Annotated in this window: 11 protein-coding genes, 1 tRNA gene and 1 pseudogene; 8 read left to right on the top strand and 5 right to left on the bottom strand. The window is 44.4% G+C overall.

Going from position 1 to position 17,729, the window contains the following annotated elements; genetic code table 11:
• The first annotated feature begins 116 nt into the window (after positions 1–116).
• The 4 genes from AAAT87_RS02565 (at position 117) to AAAT87_RS02550 (ending at position 4,006) form a co-directional block, all read left to right on the top strand.
• Positions 117–278, top strand: a complete 162-nt coding sequence (locus AAAT87_RS02565) for a hypothetical protein (protein WP_233904483.1) — start codon at positions 117–119, stop codon at positions 276–278.
• A 663-nt stretch (positions 279–941) separates the two neighbouring features.
• The gene (locus AAAT87_RS02560; protein WP_181976471.1) at positions 942–1,328 is read left to right on the top strand and encodes a LytTR family DNA-binding domain-containing protein; all 387 of its coding nucleotides are present in this window, start codon (positions 942–944) and stop codon (positions 1,326–1,328) included.
• A 112-nt stretch (positions 1,329–1,440) separates the two neighbouring features.
• Positions 1,441–3,495, top strand: a complete 2,055-nt coding sequence (locus tag AAAT87_RS02555; protein ID WP_349225531.1) for a TonB-dependent receptor — start codon at positions 1,441–1,443, stop codon at positions 3,493–3,495.
• On the top strand, positions 3,476–4,006 hold the full coding sequence (locus AAAT87_RS02550; protein ID WP_349225530.1) for a hypothetical protein: 531 nt from the start codon (positions 3,476–3,478) through the stop codon (positions 4,004–4,006). The genes AAAT87_RS02555 and AAAT87_RS02550 overlap by 20 nt, the downstream gene beginning before the upstream one ends.
• A gap of 39 nt (positions 4,007–4,045) precedes the next feature.
• On the opposite strand, the pseudogene AAAT87_RS02545 reads toward AAAT87_RS02550, so the two are convergent.
• Positions 4,046–4,234, bottom strand: a pseudogene (locus tag AAAT87_RS02545) (hypothetical protein); the annotation flags it as partial.
• Between the two features lie 267 nt (positions 4,235–4,501).
• Here AAAT87_RS02545 and dinB point away from each other — a divergent pair.
• Entirely contained in the window at positions 4,502–5,623 is a 1,122-nt protein-coding gene (dinB, locus tag AAAT87_RS02540) for a DNA polymerase IV (protein WP_349225529.1), read from the top strand.
• Between the two features lie 505 nt (positions 5,624–6,128).
• On the opposite strand, the gene AAAT87_RS02535 is transcribed toward dinB, so the two are convergent.
• Positions 6,129–8,402 carry a GH92 family glycosyl hydrolase gene (locus AAAT87_RS02535; RefSeq protein ID WP_349225528.1) on the bottom strand — a complete coding sequence of 758 codons (2,274 nt, stop codon included), beginning with the start codon at positions 8,400–8,402 and terminating at the stop codon, positions 6,129–6,131.
• Between the two features lie 54 nt (positions 8,403–8,456).
• Positions 8,457–11,258 (bottom strand): substrate-binding domain-containing protein, encoded by a 2,802-nt coding sequence (locus AAAT87_RS02530; protein ID WP_349225527.1) that lies wholly within the window; start codon positions 11,256–11,258, stop codon positions 8,457–8,459.
• 281 nt (positions 11,259–11,539) lie between these two features.
• Here AAAT87_RS02530 and AAAT87_RS02525 point away from each other — a divergent pair, with 281 nt between their 5' ends.
• The gene (locus AAAT87_RS02525) at positions 11,540–12,958 is read left to right on the top strand and encodes an aspartate ammonia-lyase (RefSeq protein ID WP_349225526.1); all 1,419 of its coding nucleotides are present in this window, start codon (positions 11,540–11,542) and stop codon (positions 12,956–12,958) included.
• Between the two features lie 136 nt (positions 12,959–13,094).
• On the opposite strand, the gene AAAT87_RS02520 is transcribed toward AAAT87_RS02525, so the two are convergent.
• Positions 13,095–13,943 carry a helix-turn-helix domain-containing protein gene (locus tag AAAT87_RS02520; RefSeq protein WP_349225525.1) on the bottom strand — a complete coding sequence of 283 codons (849 nt, stop codon included), beginning with the start codon at positions 13,941–13,943 and terminating at the stop codon, positions 13,095–13,097.
• 269 nt (positions 13,944–14,212) lie between these two features.
• Positions 14,213–14,286, bottom strand: a tRNA-Met gene (locus AAAT87_RS02515).
• A gap of 257 nt (positions 14,287–14,543) precedes the next feature.
• On the opposite strand from AAAT87_RS02515, the gene AAAT87_RS02510 reads away from it, so the two are divergent.
• Complete coding sequence (locus AAAT87_RS02510) at positions 14,544–16,433, top strand: LptF/LptG family permease (protein ID WP_295023824.1); 1,890 nt, start codon at positions 14,544–14,546, stop codon at positions 16,431–16,433.
• A 20-nt stretch (positions 16,434–16,453) separates the two neighbouring features.
• A complete protein-coding gene (locus AAAT87_RS02505; protein WP_295023825.1) occupies positions 16,454–17,662 on the top strand; it encodes a bifunctional 3,4-dihydroxy-2-butanone-4-phosphate synthase/GTP cyclohydrolase II in 1,209 nt (402 codons plus the stop codon).
• The last annotated feature ends 67 nt before the right edge of the window (positions 17,663–17,729 follow it).

Raw genomic sequence — 17,729 nt, 5'->3', positions numbered from 1 at the left:
AAAAAACGAAAAAGCCACAGTTTGCGTTTACAAATTGCGGCTTTTATTATATTTTATCCGAAACACACGTTCCTACCATACGACTTTCTTGTTGCCCATAATATAAAATTGCTTCCTTGCATCATATAAGTTGCGTTATTGTTATCATCCATCTCACCCTTGCCAATTCGCAAGGCGAGGTATGTGATGAGGAAGAGGCTATCTATTACACCTTCGGACCTGGGAAGGCGCAGAAAGTTACAGATGTCATCAAGAAAAAAAGTCCTGAGACATCATAAGAAAATGCTTCATTACCAAAATAAACGTCTCCAAAAGTGCGTTTCTCAAATTTTATTTGTACTTTTGCAGTGTCATTCAGAACTTTGTTTTATTTTTACAGCACGATAATAAACAAAATGTCTGGATATGGCAAGCATCCCGGTGCACCAACAGAGTAGCTTAGGTACACCCTGATAAAGAAGATAAATGATAGTGCTGCGTTAATTAAATAAATCAGATTCAACATGTCGTTTCTAACTCGAACATATCCTTTTAAACAGAGTAAACACTTGCTAAAAGATAGTAGCATCTTTGGCTTCATCATTTGGGTAATTTTATATTTTCTGCAGCCATTTGGACTCTGCTTATATCAAGGTAACAAATGCTTTGTTGCTACATTATTCGGACTGGTAACTTTTGGATGCCACATAACATACGCTGCAACGATATTGAAGTATTTGCATCAAACTATCAAGCCCTGGCGTATCTGGCATGAAGGAGTAGCTATACTCGGACTGATTTTCATCATTGCCTTCGGTAATTTCCTCCTATTCTCATACTTGTTTCATTATACGATTACATTCGGTCTGTTTCTCTTGTTTCTAAATTGGACTATTATCATAGGCATATTTCTTACGACATTATCTATCGGAATGCAATACAACAGAACATTACGAGAGAGAATGGAAGAGTTGTTGCGCAATACAACAAAGGAACAGGAAGAAGTATCTATTACCATCCATGATACTAACGTAAGAGGAAACGATCTGTCGATTGCCATCAACGATCTACTTTATATGGAAGCACAGAAAAACAATGTATCCGTCTGTTTTCTAAAAGAAGGTAATGTTGTTGCTGTTGATATCCATACAACACTAACCCATGCTCTTGAAGAGTTGAAAGAGTTTGAGAACATTTTCCAATGTCACCGTTCTTTTGCTGTCAATGTGAATAATATCACTTCGGCACGAGGCAACTCAAATGGTTATCAACTGACTCTCGGAAATTGCACAAACATCATACCCGTTTCCCGAAGATTTGTGCCCAAGTTAAAGACTTATCTTACATAGTTATTTGTCCTTCAACTTAGTTATTCGGCATCTTAACTAGCTTTCTATCATAAGTTTTAGTTGTATATCCTAAGAATTTGGTAACTCCAGTTTCATGCAGTATCTTTGCGGCATGAAACATCGAATAATACATATCGCATTGCTGCTGACTTCAGTCTGCAACCTGGCTGCACAGACCATCATATCAGGCATGGTAAAAAGCGGTCAGGAACCGCTTGCTGGTGCCAATGTTTTCATCATGGGCACAATTGATGGATGCCTGACAGATTCTCTGGGCAGGTTTTCCTTTTCCACATCAAAAACCGGAGAAGCGTCTATCAAGATTACCATGATTGGTTTTGAAGAATATATGCAGACTACAGATGCCTGCAAGTTACATAATCTTTCTATCCAAATGAAAGAAAAAGCTACGGCAATCCAAGAAGTTGTAATATCTGCCAGCACTTACAGTTTCGGGAAAAGTGACAACTTCAAGACTATGGATGCCTTAGATGTTGTGATGGCAGGTAATTCATGCGGGGACATTGTTGCAGCCCTGCAAACTTTACCCGGCACTCAAAAAGTGGGAGAAAACGGAAAGCTCTATGTCCGTGGTGGAGAAAGCGAAGAATGCCAGACTTTCATTAACGGAATGCACGTCCTTGTTCCATATAGTACAAACACTGAAAATACTGCTGTACGTGGACGATTCTCTCCTTTTATATTTAAAGGTATCAACTTTTCTCTTGGTGGATATAGCGGAGAATATGGACAAGCACTTTCCTCCGTTCTCCCTATGGAAACATCAGATGCTGCAACAAGTGACAAATATGGAGTCAGCGCATCATTGGTTGACTGGAACATCGGTGGCACCAAGGCATATTCCCACAGCAGCTTATCCTTTAATGCCGCACTAACAAGTTTGGGAATCTACAATCAGTTATTTTCAGAAAGGCTTGATTTCAACAAGCCTTATCTAAAACTATCTGGCGAATCACAATACAAGAATGAGTTCCGAAATGCCGGAATATTGAAAACATACGTTGGCTATGATTTTACATCTGTAGGACAGCATATAGACAACCAAAACCTTTCGCTCAAAGAGAATAATATCTATGCCAACACAACCTATAAGGCACAGTGGGGTGCTGGCTACACGCTCTTTTGTGGTATGGCAAGCTCATCGGTATTCAACGATATAGAAGATGCGAAGATTGCTGGTGACCGATATTACAACTTCAGGAATGAGATACATCTGAAAACAGGAATACGCAAAATTTGCTCGGATGCACTAAAAATATCGGCAGGAATGGAGGACTATCTGCGAAACAGCCTCATGGAGTACGAAAACGATTGCTACAAGTTGGATTATAATATTCTTGCTGCTCATATTGATGCCCAATGGAGGATGATGCCCCATGTGTTCCTGAATATTTCGACAAGGACAGAATATATGGCTCATGCCAACTGGCTGTTTATGCCAAGGGCTACACTATGTTATATTCCTAACAAGAATTTTCAGCTTTCATTTGCTACCGGTCGGTATAGCCAGACTCCAGAAGATGACTATCTTGCAACAAACAAGAAATCTCTTGGACAAAGTACGGCAGATCATGCTATCCTATCCATACAATATAAGTCGCCTGGTACACTCATACGAATAGAACCCTACTGGAAAAAATATCAGCGATTGCCTTTATGGGAAAAGGGTATTTACCAACCGAAAGGATATGGAAAGAGTAAAGGTATAGACATTTTTGTAGAAGAGCATTCGCTTTTCAAACATCTGACCACAGCATTTTCATATTCCTACAACGATTCCAAGCGATTCTATCACGAATACACAGAAGAGCGAATACCTGACTACGTCTCAAGGCATAATCTGAGATTGACAGCAAAATATTCATTCGGCAAAGCAATCATCGGGCTGACTGAATCGTATGCAAGCGGACGTCATTTTCTTATTGCCAAGACACCACATTATAATAGCGTAGATATAAACCTTACTTATCTGCTAAGTCCCAAGGTCATTATCTATTCTTCTCTGAACAACATCCTCGGCCGTACAAACATTTTCGGATATAATACTAACGGACGTTCGATAGTTCCTTCTAGAGACAGATTTTTATATATAGGCATATTTGTTTCACTTAAAAATAATAAAGCATATGACATTTCAAACTTTTAAACGATTCGTATTGATGTCTGTCTTCTTCATGACAACATCTGTAGTTATCTATGCCCAGCAATCCACAATGCAGGGGCTTATCGGACAGTCGCTTGCTAAACTTCAGCAACCGACATCAGAGAGCATACTTAATTGTATTGCAGAGATGAAGCGTATTGATGATATGTTTCCTGATAGCATCCAGCCCAAGTTTCAGATAGCTTTGCAAAGTCTCAATTATTCCGTGATGAATCCGCATGCTCCACAAACAGAAAATCTTCTAAAAGAGACAGAAGAAACCATTGCCAAGATGGAGAATATAAAGCATGCTGACCCGTCTGACATCTGTACCCTTCGCGGTTTTCTCTATATGGTACGCATCGTACAGAATCCAGGGAAAAACGGTCAACGCTATTATCTGGAAGTGATGCAGGATTACGAGAAAGCTCTCAAACTCAACCCTGATAATCAACTGGCCAAACAATTGCAGCAAAAGTTTTTTGAGGGAATGAAACAGCAAACCGGTAAATAAGAAACAGAGGTTGTTTTATCCACGGACAATCTCCCCTGAGCCCTGATGGCTCAAACTTGCATCACCACGCCAGATGGTATTGACAGAATGAGGATTGGTTGCGTAAGTAACAGGCAAACCATTCTCCAAAACGTTGACATCGGCAGAAGGCAAGCCTATCTGAATCTCACGAGGACCATTCGCACTGGCTGCATTGAGCATCACATTACGATTACCCTCTTCCTTAGTGCATGAATCAGTGAGGTCAAGTGTTTGGTTCAGCTTACTCAAGTGGTTCCGTAAGCTATCGGAGACGACTCCGGAAGCAGACGCAGATAGCTTCGTTGGCTAACGCAAGTACTTGAGTTGGCTAACGCAAGTACTTGAGATGCTCAACGCAGCCTGTTTCGATGGGTCATGTAGGCTAATACCCGAAAACGTTAACGAACAATAAAAAACAGCTTAGATTTTGTGGAAACGCATCTTTTTTGTACTTTTGGGAAAAATAAGGCAGGAATGACTGAGCGAAAGATCATACATATCGACATGGATGCCTTCTTTGCTGCGGTAGAGCAAAGAGACAATCCGGAACTTCGGGGCAAACCGGTAGCGGTTGGCTTCGACGGACCTCGTGGTGTGGTTTCTACAGCCAGCTATGAGGCAAGGAAGTATGGCGTTCACTCGGCGCAATCCATCGCTCAAGCCAAGCAGCGCTGCCCTAACCTCATCATCGTGCCCTGCCGGCATGATTATTATGCTAAAATATCCCATCAGATACATCAGATATTCCAGGAATATACCGACCTCATCGAACCCATCTCCATTGATGAAGCCTTTCTGGATGTCACTCACAACAAGAAAGGGATAGAACTGGCGGTGGATATTGCCAAAGAAATCAAAACCCGTATCAAGGAGGCAACCGGACTCACCGCCTCGGCTGGCATCAGCTACTGCAAGTTTCTCGCCAAAGTGGCTTCTGATAACCGCAAGCCCGACGGCATCTGCACCATTCATCCCGACAAGGCGCTCGATTTCATCGCCCAGCTGCCTGTAGAGGATTTCTGGGGTGTGGGCAAGAAAACACTGCAAAAGATGCATTTCATGGGTATCTTCAACGGAGCAGACCTGAGGAAAGTATCCGAAGAACATCTGGTAGAAGTGTTCGGAAAAGCCGGACACATCTTCTATGATTTCGCAAGGGGGATAGATGAACGACCTGTCATCACCTACCGGGAACGGAAATCGGTAGGCTGCGAACAGACTTTCCTGGAGGATATCTATGCCAAGTCGGCAGTGATTATCGAACTCTACCATACGGTTCTTGAACTGCTGGAGCGAATCGCCAAGAGCGGTTTTGAAGGAAGGACCTTAACCCTAAAGGTGAAGTTCTCGGATTTCACCCAGATTACCCGCAGCATCTCTCAGGAGAAGATTCTGACGAAAAAGGACGATATCCTTCCCCTGGCCAAGCGACTGCTTCAACTGGTAAATTACTCTTCGAGCCGTCCCATCCGTCTGTTGGGCCTATCCGTAAGCAATGCCACCTCAGAAGAAGCCCGGAAGGAAGACAAGGAGAACAGTACCCTGAAACCTGAGTACCGGGAGTTGGAACTCGAGTTTAAGGAATGGAAAGAATGAGAAAGGTGATGAGAAGGAGATGAAATGAAAGAAGAAAAGGAGATAAGCCCCGAATAGAAAGTGAAAAGCAGCTGACAGGCATATTCCTGCAGCTGCTTTTTCATTTTTACTGTTTTTTTCCAAAAACTAACATAAACCAATCTTAAACAACTAACTAACATTTTCCCAAAACAATCTTTTACCTAAAAGAAACTAATTACCTCTGAAAAACAATCCTATAAACCAAAATAACTAAAACCTATATACTTACTAAACCTATGAACTTACTAAATCTTAAACTTTATAAACCATTAAAACCTAAACTTAAAAACTTGCAAATATTACTACCTCAAATACTTGAAACAATTTATTAACTTCAAATTTCTGGTGCAAAAGTATAAAGATTTAGCGAAAGTCATGGATAATTATCGTTCAAAAACTAGAAAAAAATGGTACTTTGCACTCTTTTCATCGAAAATGAACGATTTTTGCACCTTTCCCGAACGATTTTTTGAATCGCTATCGGTTATTTCCTTGAAAAAGAGTAAGGAGCATCATCTTTATGAGTACCTCGCTGCAAGTTTGGTTGCTCAGAAAGTCGATAGGTAATCTGTGTTCCCTGCATCAAAGAACGCATATCAAGATAGTTATGCTGGTAAGATTTGCCATTCAGCAACATTTCATCCACATAGCATCCCTTGCCTTCCGACTGGATATCTACTTCCTTGCCGTTCTCCAAATGAAGTTTCATCGACTTGAAATAAGGAGTTCCCAACACATACTGGCCACTTCCTGGACAAACAGGATAGAATCCCATCGCCGAGAAAACATACCAGGCTGAAGTCTGACCATTATCCTCATCACCACAATAGCCATCAGGAGCTGGCGTATAAAGCTTGTCCATCACCTGGCGAATCCAATACTGAGTCTTCCAAGGCTGACCGCTATAGCCATAGAGATAGATGGCGTGCTGGACAGGCTGGTTGCCATGTGCATAATTTCCCATATCCATCACCTGCATCTCACGGATTTCATGAATCGTATATCCATAGTAACTATTATCGAAGACAGGAGGCAGGATAAAGACAGAGTCGAGCATCTGATTGAAAGCATCCTTACCACCCATCAGCTGGATCAATCCCTGAGGATCATGGAACACCGACCAGGTATAATGCCAGGCATTACCCTCAGTAAAGGCATCACCCCACTTCAGAGGATTGAAAGGAGACATAAACTTGCCATTCTTCAATCTGCCACGCATCAGGGTTGTTTCCTTATCAAACACCTTCTGATAATTCATCGCACGCTTGGCAAAAGGCTTCAGCTCCCTAGCCGACTTTCCCAAAGCCTTACCCAACTGATAGATGCACCAGTCATCGTAAGCATATTCCAAGGTACGGGCTACACTCTCATTGATCTTCACATCGTATGGCACGTAACCCAACTTATTGTAATACTCATATCCCAAACGTCCGGTAGAGTTTACCTGTGGATGAACAGCCTGGGTACCATGAACCACAGCCTGCCAAAGCGTCTCCATATCATAGCCGCGCAAACCGGAAAGATAAGCATCGGCTACCACAGAGGCAGAATTATTACCTACCATACAACCACGATGACCCGGACTCGCCCACTCTGGCAGGAAACCACTCTCCTTATAAGTATTGGCAAGACCTTTCTGAATCTTCACGTTTTCAGATGGATACATCAGGTTGAGAAGAGGGAAGAGACAGCGGAAAGTATCCCAGAAACCAGTATCCGTGAACATATAGCCCTTCTGAACCGTACCATTGTAAGGACTGTAATGCACGATTTCGCCAGCAGCATCCTTCTCGTAGAAAGCACGAGGGAAGAGTACCGAACGATAGAGACAGCTATAGAAAGTACGGAGATGATCGATACTCTCATCCTCGACCTCTATCTTTCCCAGAACTTCATTCCAGCGCTGACGGCCCTGCTGTTTGAGCTGATCCATATCCGCCTGTCCCAATTCCTTGAGATTCTGCATAGCCTGAGCACTGCTGATAAACGAAGAAGCTACACGTGCCTGAATTTTCTCTCCACGCTGACGGGTTTTGAAAGTAATGATGGCACCCACGTGGTTTCCCTTCTGTTCGCTGGCAGAAATCAGTTGACCATCCTTCACACTGACAAATGCATCAAAGTCGTGATCGAACTCGATGACAAAGTAATTGCGGAAATTATCAGGTACTCCCCCACTGTTGCGGGTAGAAAAACCGATTACTTTCCGTTCAGTAGAAATCACCTGAATGCAACTTCCCTTGTCAAAGGCATCAATCACCACATTTGCCTGATCAGTCTTCGGGAAGGTGAAAGCCATCAAGGCAGCGCGCTCCGTAGGGCACAACTCTGCCGTTACATCATAGTCTGCCAGATAGACACTATAATAATAAGGTATAGCCTTCTCTGCCTTGTGAGAGAACCAGCTGGCTCGCTTCGCCTCATCAAAGACCGGTTTACCCACGGTAGGCAAGAGAGAGAACTGACCATAATCATTAATCCAAGGACTTGGCTGATGCGTTTGCTTCAATCCTCTGATTTTTTTAGCTGAATAGGTGTATTGCCATCCATCCCCCATCTTTCCGGTCTGAGGAACCCAGAAGTTCATACCCCAAGGCATTGCTATGGCTGGATAAGTATTTCCTGTAGAAAGCTCGGGGTTGGAATCTGAACCCACGAGTGGATTGACGAAATCTACGGCATTCGTTACGTTCACCTTGACTGCATGTGCCAGCAAGGTGAGACATACAAATAGTAATAAAAGTGATTTTCTTTTCATTTTCTTCTGAAAATTAGTTATTATTAGAAACTACGTAAATTATATGATGTCATATTATACATTTCCTACATCTCCCGGTAAAATGCCATACTCATCCTTAAAACACTTGGTGAAATAAGAAGGAGCAGAGAAGCCCACATCATAGGCAACCTCGGAGACACTCATACTGCGGGATTCCAGCAAACGCTTTGCTTTCGCCAAGCGAGCCTTGCGGAGCAGATCAACGACAGAAGAACCCGTCATCGCCTTCACCTTGCGATAAAGCTGGACGCGGCTCAAGCCTATCTGCTTACCGATATCCTCGACGCCAAACTCGCTATCCGAGAGATTCTTCTGTATGATGGCGTGAAGCTGTTTCATAAACTGCTTATCACGATCTTCCAGATGAGAATCGGCGATTTCCTGCTCTGCCTCCAGAGTGCCCTGGAAAAGATGCTTCAGAAGTTTGCGCTGCTTCAACAGATTCTCTATACGTGCCAGGAGCACCTTGCTGTGGAATGGCTTGGTGATGTAGGAATCGGCACCATGTTCATAACCCTCGGCACGATGCTCTTCCAGATTCTTCGCCGTAAGCATGATGACAGGGATATGAGAGGTTGCCGTATGGGTCTTCAGATTCTGGGTAAACTCCAAACCGTCCATCACCGGCATCATCACATCACAAATCACCAGGTCGGGAACTTCCTTCTTGGCAACATCCAGTCCTTCCTTACCATCAGCAGCTTCCAGAACGATATAATCATCCTGCAGAAGGGTATGCTCATACTGACGGATATCATTGTTGTCATCGATAACCAAGACGGTTGGCTTATTCGCATATTCGCTCAGCACCTGCTGTACTTTTCCACTTATTCTCTCTCCATCGTCGATATATTGCAGTTCTGACTCACTAATCAAAGTTTTACATTCTGATAAAGAAGCATTTACAGAGTTATCCACATTATCCACATCCGTGTGGATAACTAGCGACTTATCCTCCTGCTCACGAGGAATCACCACGAAAAAGTCGGATCCCTTACCCAATTCACTTTCTACACGAGCCTCGCCATGATGCAATTCAACAAACGACTTCACCAAAGCCAAGCCGATGCCCGTACCGCTTGCTGCTCCCTTAGCCTGGAAGAAACGCTCGAAAATCTTGCCAGCCTCTTCCTGCGAGATTCCCTTACCGGTATCCCTTACATCCAGGCGGAACTTTCCATCCTCATCTTTCAGAGATACGAAAATATCGCCACCGGCAGGTGTATATTTCAAGGCATTGCTCAGAAGATTGAAGACAACACGAGCTATCTTCTCCTTATCTGCAACCACCTCCTGAGAACCGACAGAATCAGTTATATCCAAATGGAGCTTGATTTGCTTACGTTCAGCAGTAAGCTGGAAATCGCCTACCCACATTTTCAATGCTTTCACCAGATCGAAGCGATAGAGAATCAACTCCATCTTTCCGTTCTGAATCTTTCGGAAATCGAGGATACTGCTCACCAGTTGCTGCAGAGCTACCGCATTACGCTTCACCATCTTTAAAAGTTCACGACTCTTTCCCTTGATACCACTGTCCTCCAGCAGCATTTCCACAGGATCGGCAATCAATGTCAATGGAGTACGGAGCTCATGACTGATATTCGTAAAGAACACCAGGCGGGAATGGGTGAGTTCCAACACCTCCTCGTTCAGTCGTTTCAACTCCGCGTTCTTGCTTTCCAATTCCCCATTCACTCTTTTCAACTCTCCATTGGTTCTCGCCAATTCCTCATTCAGTTTAGCCTTCACCACATAACTGCGGAAAATCATGGCAGCAGCGACTATACAAACCAGCAAGAACAGGCACAAGCCTATCAACATCACTTTCTGGGAATTATAGTCAGAAAGATACCGATCCACCTGTTTATGCAAAGCTTTCAGATTATGAGCCTGTCGTTCAGCGTCTCTGGCTTCCATCAACGTAAGTTCCGCATTTTCCTGGGTAATGATAGATGTACTGAGATAGTTTTTCCGCTCAAAAGGCTGATGCTTCAGGATCTTCATCGCCAAGGCAATTACCTCATCACCCTTGGTAGGATAAAGATAGGAAGCCTCGAAGATGCCATCACGCACCAGCTCCAGACCACCACCCTTGGTAGCCATTCCATCAACACCCGTAAATTTATAACGATGCTGCAGCCCCATCTGCTTGGCAGCCTCGTAGGCGCCCCATGCCAGACGATCGTTGTGAGCAAAGACATAATCAAAATCCTGTGTCTTCTTCAGGATGCGCTTCATTGCCTGAACGCCTCCTTCCTCCTTCCAGTTGCCTCCTTCAGAAGCAATCACCTGGATACCCGGATATGGTTTAATGGCATCCATGAAACCAAGATGGCGCTCCATGGCAGGCGAAGATCCATCCAATCCACAGATTTCAACAATGCGTCCCTTACCCTGAAGCTTTTGAGCTATAAAGGTACCCATCGACTTACCGATATGATAGTTGTCGCAGCCGATGAATGCAGTATATTTATCGGTATTGGAGATACGATCATACAGAATCACCGGGATTCCCTTCTCGTAGGCACGCTCCACCGCCTTGGAAATCGCACTCAGCTGATTAGGAGAGATGACCAGCAAATCCACGCCCTCATCCACGAACTGATTAACCTGTTTGTTCTGCAACACATTGTCATCATTCGAGGAAGCAAGCTTCACAATCAGAGAATCATTGAGATATTCTCCCATCTTCAGCTCATCATTGAGCTTGTTGCGCCAGATATCCTCGGAGCATTGGGATACGCCAATGACAAACTTCTTTGGCTGCTGCTTGCATGCTGCCAAAGAAAGTCCCAAACCTATATATATAATAAGGTATAAATATCGTTTCATATATATTGTATTGTTTAAATTTATAGATTGATAGGCTCTAAAAGAGTTGCCTCTACAAGAGTTTCGGTGCAAATTTACTATTTTTTTTTGGATTTTAGCGCATTTGGTACGTTTTTTACAAATTAAGGTTCATTTTTTATAAAGAGAATCTACAGAAATCATCGTATCTTTGCAGCGGATAAAGGAAACAACTCCTTCTTCCGAAAACAGAGAATCAATAAAAATAATACAATAACTAGAGAATAGATAACATTAGTATAAACAACAAAACTAACTATATTATGGCTGAAGTTAAAAATTTTAGAGTAGAGGCAGACCTTTTAGGTGAACTCAAAGTTCCTGATGAAGCACTTTACGGTGTACAGACACAGCGCGGTATCAACAACTATCACATTTCCCGTAAGACTATGAGAGCTTACCCTGATTTCATCATCGCTATCGCTTACGTGAAGTTGGCAGCTATCGAGACCAACCATACCCTCGGTGTAATCAACGATGAAATTTCGGGTTCTATCTCTCAGGCTTGCCGCGAGATCATCGAAGGCAAATGGCATGAGAACTTCCCTATCGACATGGTACAGGGTGGTGCTGGTACTTCTGTAAACATGAATGCCAACGAGGTGATTGCTAACCGTGCACTCGAAATCATGGGTCACGAGAAGGGTGACTATCAGTTCTGCTCTCCTAACGACCATTGCAACTGTGGACAGAGCACCAACGACGTTTACCCAACCTCTATCCGTTTGGCTTTGATTCGCATGAATACACACCTGGTAGGTGCTTTGACTGGTTTGATCAGCGCATTCCGCTACAAGGCAGACGAATATGCAGACGTTATCAAGATGGGCCGTACCCAGTTGCAGGATGCAGTTCCAATGTCTTTCGGTCAGGAATTCAATGCATACGCCAACAACCTGGAAGAGGAAATCCTCAATCTGGAGCGCAACGTGAAGCTCTTACATGAGATAAATATGGGCGGTACTGCTATCGGTACAGGTTTGAACGCTGTTCCTGGCTTTGCCAAGCTTTGTGCTGCCAACCTCAGCAAGTTGACTGGCGAAAACTTCGAAACAGCTACCGACCTGGTAGAGGCTACCCCTGATACCGGTGCTTACGTAAGCTACTCTTCAGCTCTGAAGCGCTTGGCAATCAAGCTGTCTAAGATTTGTAACGACCTACGCCTGATGGCTTCTGGTCCTCGCTGTGGTCTGAACGAAATCAATCTCCCTGCTAAGGCACCAGGTTCTTCTATCATGCCAGGTAAGGTGAACCCTGTTATCCCTGAGGTAACCAACCAGGTTTGCTTCAAAGTTATCGGTAACGATGCTACTGTAAGCTTCGCAGCAGAGGCTGGTCAGTTGGAGTTGAACGTAATGGAGCCTATCATCACCGAGAGCCTCTTCGAGAGCTTGACATGGATGAAGAACGCTATCGAGACTTTGACTTCTGAGTGTATCCTCGGCATCACCGTCAACAAGGAGCGCTGCTACGAGATGGTAAAGAACAGTATCGGTATCGTTACTGCCCTCAATCCTATCATCGGCTACAAGAAAAGTACTAAGGTTGCTAAGGAAGCTCACGCCACAGGCCGTTCCGTTTATGACATCGTCATCGAACAGGGCATTCTGAGCAAGGAAGAGCTTGACAAGGCACTCGATCCTAAGGAGATGTTGCAGTCACACAAATTTACCCTGAAATAAATTTTTCCATAACCAGTCAGCTTATTAGCTGACAAACAAAAAACCTGTAAGCGTATTCTCACCAAAAGAATATAGCTTACAGGTTATTTGTTATACATAAAGCTTAAATGCCGTGTAAGGGCAAAAGCCTTCAACATCAGCCTTGATTCCGATATGCCAGCGGCGTCATTCCCGCTCTCATCTTAAAGAAATTCGTCATAGCACTCTGATCGCTGAAATGCAGATGGTCTGCTATTTCTCCCATCGTCATGTCCGATTGCTTCAGGAGATTGCAGATTTCCTTATAGAGCAGGGAAGTGATGTGATCATTCACGGTGGTTCCCGAAATATCCTTGATCATCCTAGATAGATAAGGTGCAGAGACATTCAACTTGTCGGCATAGAACCTGATCTGCCGCTCGGTCTTGAAATGACGATACAGAAGATGAAGGAAAATCTCATAAACTTCCTTCTTGTGACGTAAATCGCGAGTCACCGATACATTCTCGTAAGGAAGTTCCGAAACCAAAAGCTTCAGGACATTCACCATCGACTGGATCATCTCTACCTTGTAGATGTGCTGATGACGCACGATATCACGAATGATGTGAAAGATATCGATGGCAGCTTTCTGCTTGTCATCCGATAACTGATACACCACATCGGCCGTAATCTCCTCATCCACCAGGATGCACTCAGCCTCAAAATCCCTCGACATCTCGGAAAAAGCAATGACATGCTTGGGCGAGACGACCAGCAATTCACCTGCCGAAAGCGACCTGCCGGAATTATTGGCTTCAGTATTTTGCTGAAGTACCCCCATTTTGATTCTTCCCCTGGTCACCAACACGAGTTTCGTGAACAGGGTGCGCTCTAGAGCCATCTCTATAAAATCCTTTTCGCATAGATCGTCTATATAAATATGTGCGGCATAAGCCCCAAAGATACTTTCAAGATGGTGGCGAGCGGCAAACTCTTTTAAATTGTAAACTTGTTGCTGCTTCATAAAGACTCAAATTCTTAGTTGGGGGCAAATTTACTATTTATTTTTGAAAAATGCAAGAAATGTATGGATAATAAATGTGAAGAACTTCTAGCAGATTCGGTTATCAACAATCGTTATCCAAACAAGGCTAAACAGATTATCAGGTACTTATATTTCTTTTCCACAGTTATCAACACCCCTGTGGAAAACTTTATCAAGACTTTTATGGAAAAATGTGGAAAAGTTTGGCGCACAAAAAAGACACTAACTAAAAAGTTAGTGTCTCAATGTAGCGGGAGGGGGCCACGATCCCTCGACCTCCGGATTATGAATCCGACGCTCTAACCAGCTGAGCTATCCCGCCATCCTTTACAAGTCATTTCTGATTTGCGGGTGCAAAGGTACAACAATTATTTGGTTCCACCAAATTTTTTCGGAGAAATTTTCGAAAAAAGTTTGTTTTTTCTTTTTTTTGCTCAAATTCCGACCTATTTACACCTATTGTATATATAAAAAAAGCGAAAAAGAAAGGATTTCTATTTTTTTTGTGTAACTTTGCAGGCTGAAACGATAGCTGTTTACCTCAAAATGACGAGAAAACAGCTTACTAGAAAAAAAGAAATGCTTAGAATTAAGAAATTAGACATATTTATAGCCAAGCAATTTGGACTTCTCTTTATGGGAACCTTCTTCATCTGCCAGTTTGTGCTGATGATGCAGTTCCTGTGGCGATATATCGACGATCTCATCGGAAAGGGAATCTCGATGGACGTGATGGCGCAGTTCTTCTGGTACATGGGTCTGATGCTCGTACCTCAGGCATTGCCGCTTGCCATCCTCCTCTCCTCACTGATGACTTTCGGTAATCTCGGCGAAAGTTCAGAGCTCACTGCCATCAAGGCTGCCGGCATCTCTCTGATGCAGGCTTTCCGCTCGCTCATCGTCATCACCGTCATCATCATGTTCGGATCCTTCTACTTCCAGAATAATGTAGGTCCTCACTCCAACCAGAAGCTGGCACAACTCCTCATATCCATGAAGCAGAAGAGTCCGGAACTGGAAATCCCGGAAGGCATCTTCTACGATGGAATCCCGAACTGCAACCTCTATGTGCAGAAGAAGGATATGAATACAGGAAAGCTCTACGGCATCATGATCTATCGCATGACAGACAGCTACGAAGATGCCGCCATCATCCTTGCCGACTCGGGAATGCTGCAAAGTACTGCCGAGAAGAAGCACCTCGTGTTGAGTCTCTACAGCGGAGAATGGTTTGAGAATATGAAGAGCAGCGAATTCGGCAACAGTGCTGCCGTACCATACAGAAGAGAGACCTTCGTTTCCAAGAAGATCGTGCTCGACTTTGATGCCGACTTCAACCTTACCGATGCCTCGTCGCTTGCCAACAATGCCAAGGGAAAAAGTCTGTCGGAGATCTTCCACTCCATCGACTCCATCAACGGACTGTATGATTCCATAGGAAAGAACTATCTTTCGGAGGCAAATGCCCGATTCTACCGCACGATACAGGTAAACAAGGTAGATTCGCTGAAAGAAATCAAGAAGGGACAAACGGAGAATTTTGACACCTTATATAATAAGCTCTCGAACGACAAGAAACTTCGGGCACTCAATGATGCACAGATGACAGCACAGCAGGAGCTCACCGACCTCAACTTCAAGGCAATGGTTACGAGCGATGCCGACTATATCATCAGGCAACACAAGATAGAAGCTATCAAGAAGTTCACGCTGGCACTCTCCTGCCTGATCTTCTTCTTCATCGGAGCCCCACTGGGTGCCATCATCCGAAAGGGAGGATTGGGATTCCCGGTCATCATCTCTGTATTCGTGTTCATCATCTTCTACATCCTCGACAATACGGGCTACCGAATGTCGAGACTGGGAACCTGGACCATCTGGTTCGGTCAAGGACTGGCTCCAGCCGTACTGGCACCAATCGCCATATTCGTCACCTACAAGGCAAGCAACGACTCTACGGTGTTCAATATGGAGATGTATAAGATGTTCTTCATGAAACTGCTCGGTCTCCGTATCAAACGCCACGTCTTCGGCAAGGAGGTCATCATCGAAGAGCCGAAATATACAGAAGATGCACAGCGACTGGAAAAGCTCAACAGCGATATCTATATATATAATAAGGTACACGAGCTGAAGAAGCTTCCAAACTTCATCAATGTGTTCTTCAAATACCAGCCCGACAACGAAATTGAACGCATTAGCGATGAGCTTGAAAACGTGATAGAGGATCTGACCAATACCAGGAACAAGGTCATCCTTCACAATCTCAACCTCTACCCTATTCTTGCGACGAAGGCTCATACCCGCCCATTCGAACGCCAGTGGCTCAACATCCTTGCAGCCATCATCGTACCTGTGGGCATCGTACTCTACCTGAGAATGTGGCGATTCAGAATCCGACTCTACCGAGACCTGAACACCATCAAGCAGAGTAACGCAAACATCATCAGTCAGATAAAGGAAATGTAACTATAAAAAGTATCAAACAAATGGCAGATATTAAACTAAATAGCATCGAAGATGCAGTAAAGGACTTCCAGAAAGGTAAGTTTGTCATCGTTGTAGATGACGAAGATCGCGAAAACGAGGGCGACCTCATCATCGCCGCTGAAAAAATCGACGCGGAGAAGGTAAACTTCATGCTCAAGAATGCAAGAGGTGTGCTCTGTGCCCCTATCACCCTGAGCCGATGCGAGGAACTCGACTTGCCTCACCAGGTATCAGACAACACATCCATGCTCGGCACCCCATTCACAGTTACCGTGGACAAGCTGGAGGGCTGCTCAACAGGAGTATCAGCCCACGACCGCGCAGAGACCATCAAGGCTCTTGCTGATCCGGCATCTACCCCACAGACATTCGGTCGTCCAGGTCACATCAATCCTCTCTATGCCCAGGACAACGGCGTTTTGAGAAGAAGCGGACATACTGAGGCAGCCATTGACCTCTGCAGAATGGCAGGACTCTATCCTGCAGGCGCCCTCATGGAGATCATGAACGAAGATGGAACCATGGCACGCCTTCCACAGTTGATGGAGATGGCAAAGGAATGGAACCTCAAGATCATCTCTATCAAGGATATGATCGAGTACAGACTCAAGAAGGAATCGCTCATCGAGGTGGGCGAAGAGGTAGATATGCCTACAGAATACGGACACTTCCGTCTGATTCCTTTCCGCCAGGCAAGCAACGGACTTGAACACATGGCACTCATCAAGGGCGAATGGAAGGAAGATGAGCCTATCATGGTCCGTGTACACTCTTCTTGCGCCACAGGCGACATTCTCGGAAGCAAGCGATGCGACTGCGGACAGCAGCTGCACAAGGCGATGCAGATGATCGAGAAAGCCGGAAAGGGTGTAGTCATCTACATGCAGCAGGAAGGCCGAGGCATCGGATTGATGAACAAGATTGCAGCCTACAAACTGCAGGAAGAAGGATACGATACCGTAGATGCCAACGTACACCTCGGTTTCAAGCCAGATGAGCGTGACTACGGATGCGGCGCACAGATGCTCCGCCACCTCGGCGTGCACAAGATGCGCCTGCTCACCAACAACCCTGTAAAGCGTGTCGGCCTGGAGGCTTATGGACTCGAAATCACAGAGAATGTGCCTATCGAAGTAGTACCAAATGAGTACAACGAGCGCTATCTCAAGACCAAGAGAGACCGCATGGGGCACACTTTGCACCTCTGATAATGTAAATTATGTTATTATTTTGCATCAAATCGCGAAATAACGAATAAATTTCTTCCGAAAAAGA

It is taken from the genome of Segatella sinensis, assembly GCF_040095255.1.
Lineage (GTDB): Bacteria > Bacteroidota > Bacteroidia > Bacteroidales > Bacteroidaceae > Prevotella > Prevotella sinensis.
Note: the sequence above shows the minus strand (reverse complement) of the source record. Positions and strands in the feature narration are given on the sequence as shown.

Coding starts and splice junctions, on each gene's coding strand:
- dinB (WP_349225529.1), top strand. CDS start 4,502: ATGACTGAGCGAAAGATCATACATATCGACATGGATGCCTTCTTTGCT.
- AAAT87_RS02525 (WP_349225526.1), top strand. CDS start 11,540: ATGGCTGAAGTTAAAAATTTTAGAGTAGAGGCAGACCTTTTAGGTGAA.
- AAAT87_RS02535 (WP_349225528.1), bottom strand. CDS start 8,402: ATGAAAAGAAAATCACTTTTATTACTATTTGTATGTCTCACCTTGCTG.
- AAAT87_RS02505 (WP_295023825.1), top strand. CDS start 16,454: ATGGCAGATATTAAACTAAATAGCATCGAAGATGCAGTAAAGGACTTC.
- AAAT87_RS02510 (WP_295023824.1), top strand. CDS start 14,544: ATGCTTAGAATTAAGAAATTAGACATATTTATAGCCAAGCAATTTGGA.
- AAAT87_RS02550 (WP_349225530.1), top strand. CDS start 3,476: ATGACATTTCAAACTTTTAAACGATTCGTATTGATGTCTGTCTTCTTC.
- AAAT87_RS02520 (WP_349225525.1), bottom strand. CDS start 13,943: ATGAAGCAGCAACAAGTTTACAATTTAAAAGAGTTTGCCGCTCGCCAC.
- AAAT87_RS02555 (WP_349225531.1), top strand. CDS start 1,441: ATGAAACATCGAATAATACATATCGCATTGCTGCTGACTTCAGTCTGC.
- AAAT87_RS02530 (WP_349225527.1), bottom strand. CDS start 11,258: ATGAAACGATATTTATACCTTATTATATATATAGGTTTGGGACTTTCT.
- AAAT87_RS02560 (WP_181976471.1), top strand. CDS start 942: ATGGAAGAGTTGTTGCGCAATACAACAAAGGAACAGGAAGAAGTATCT.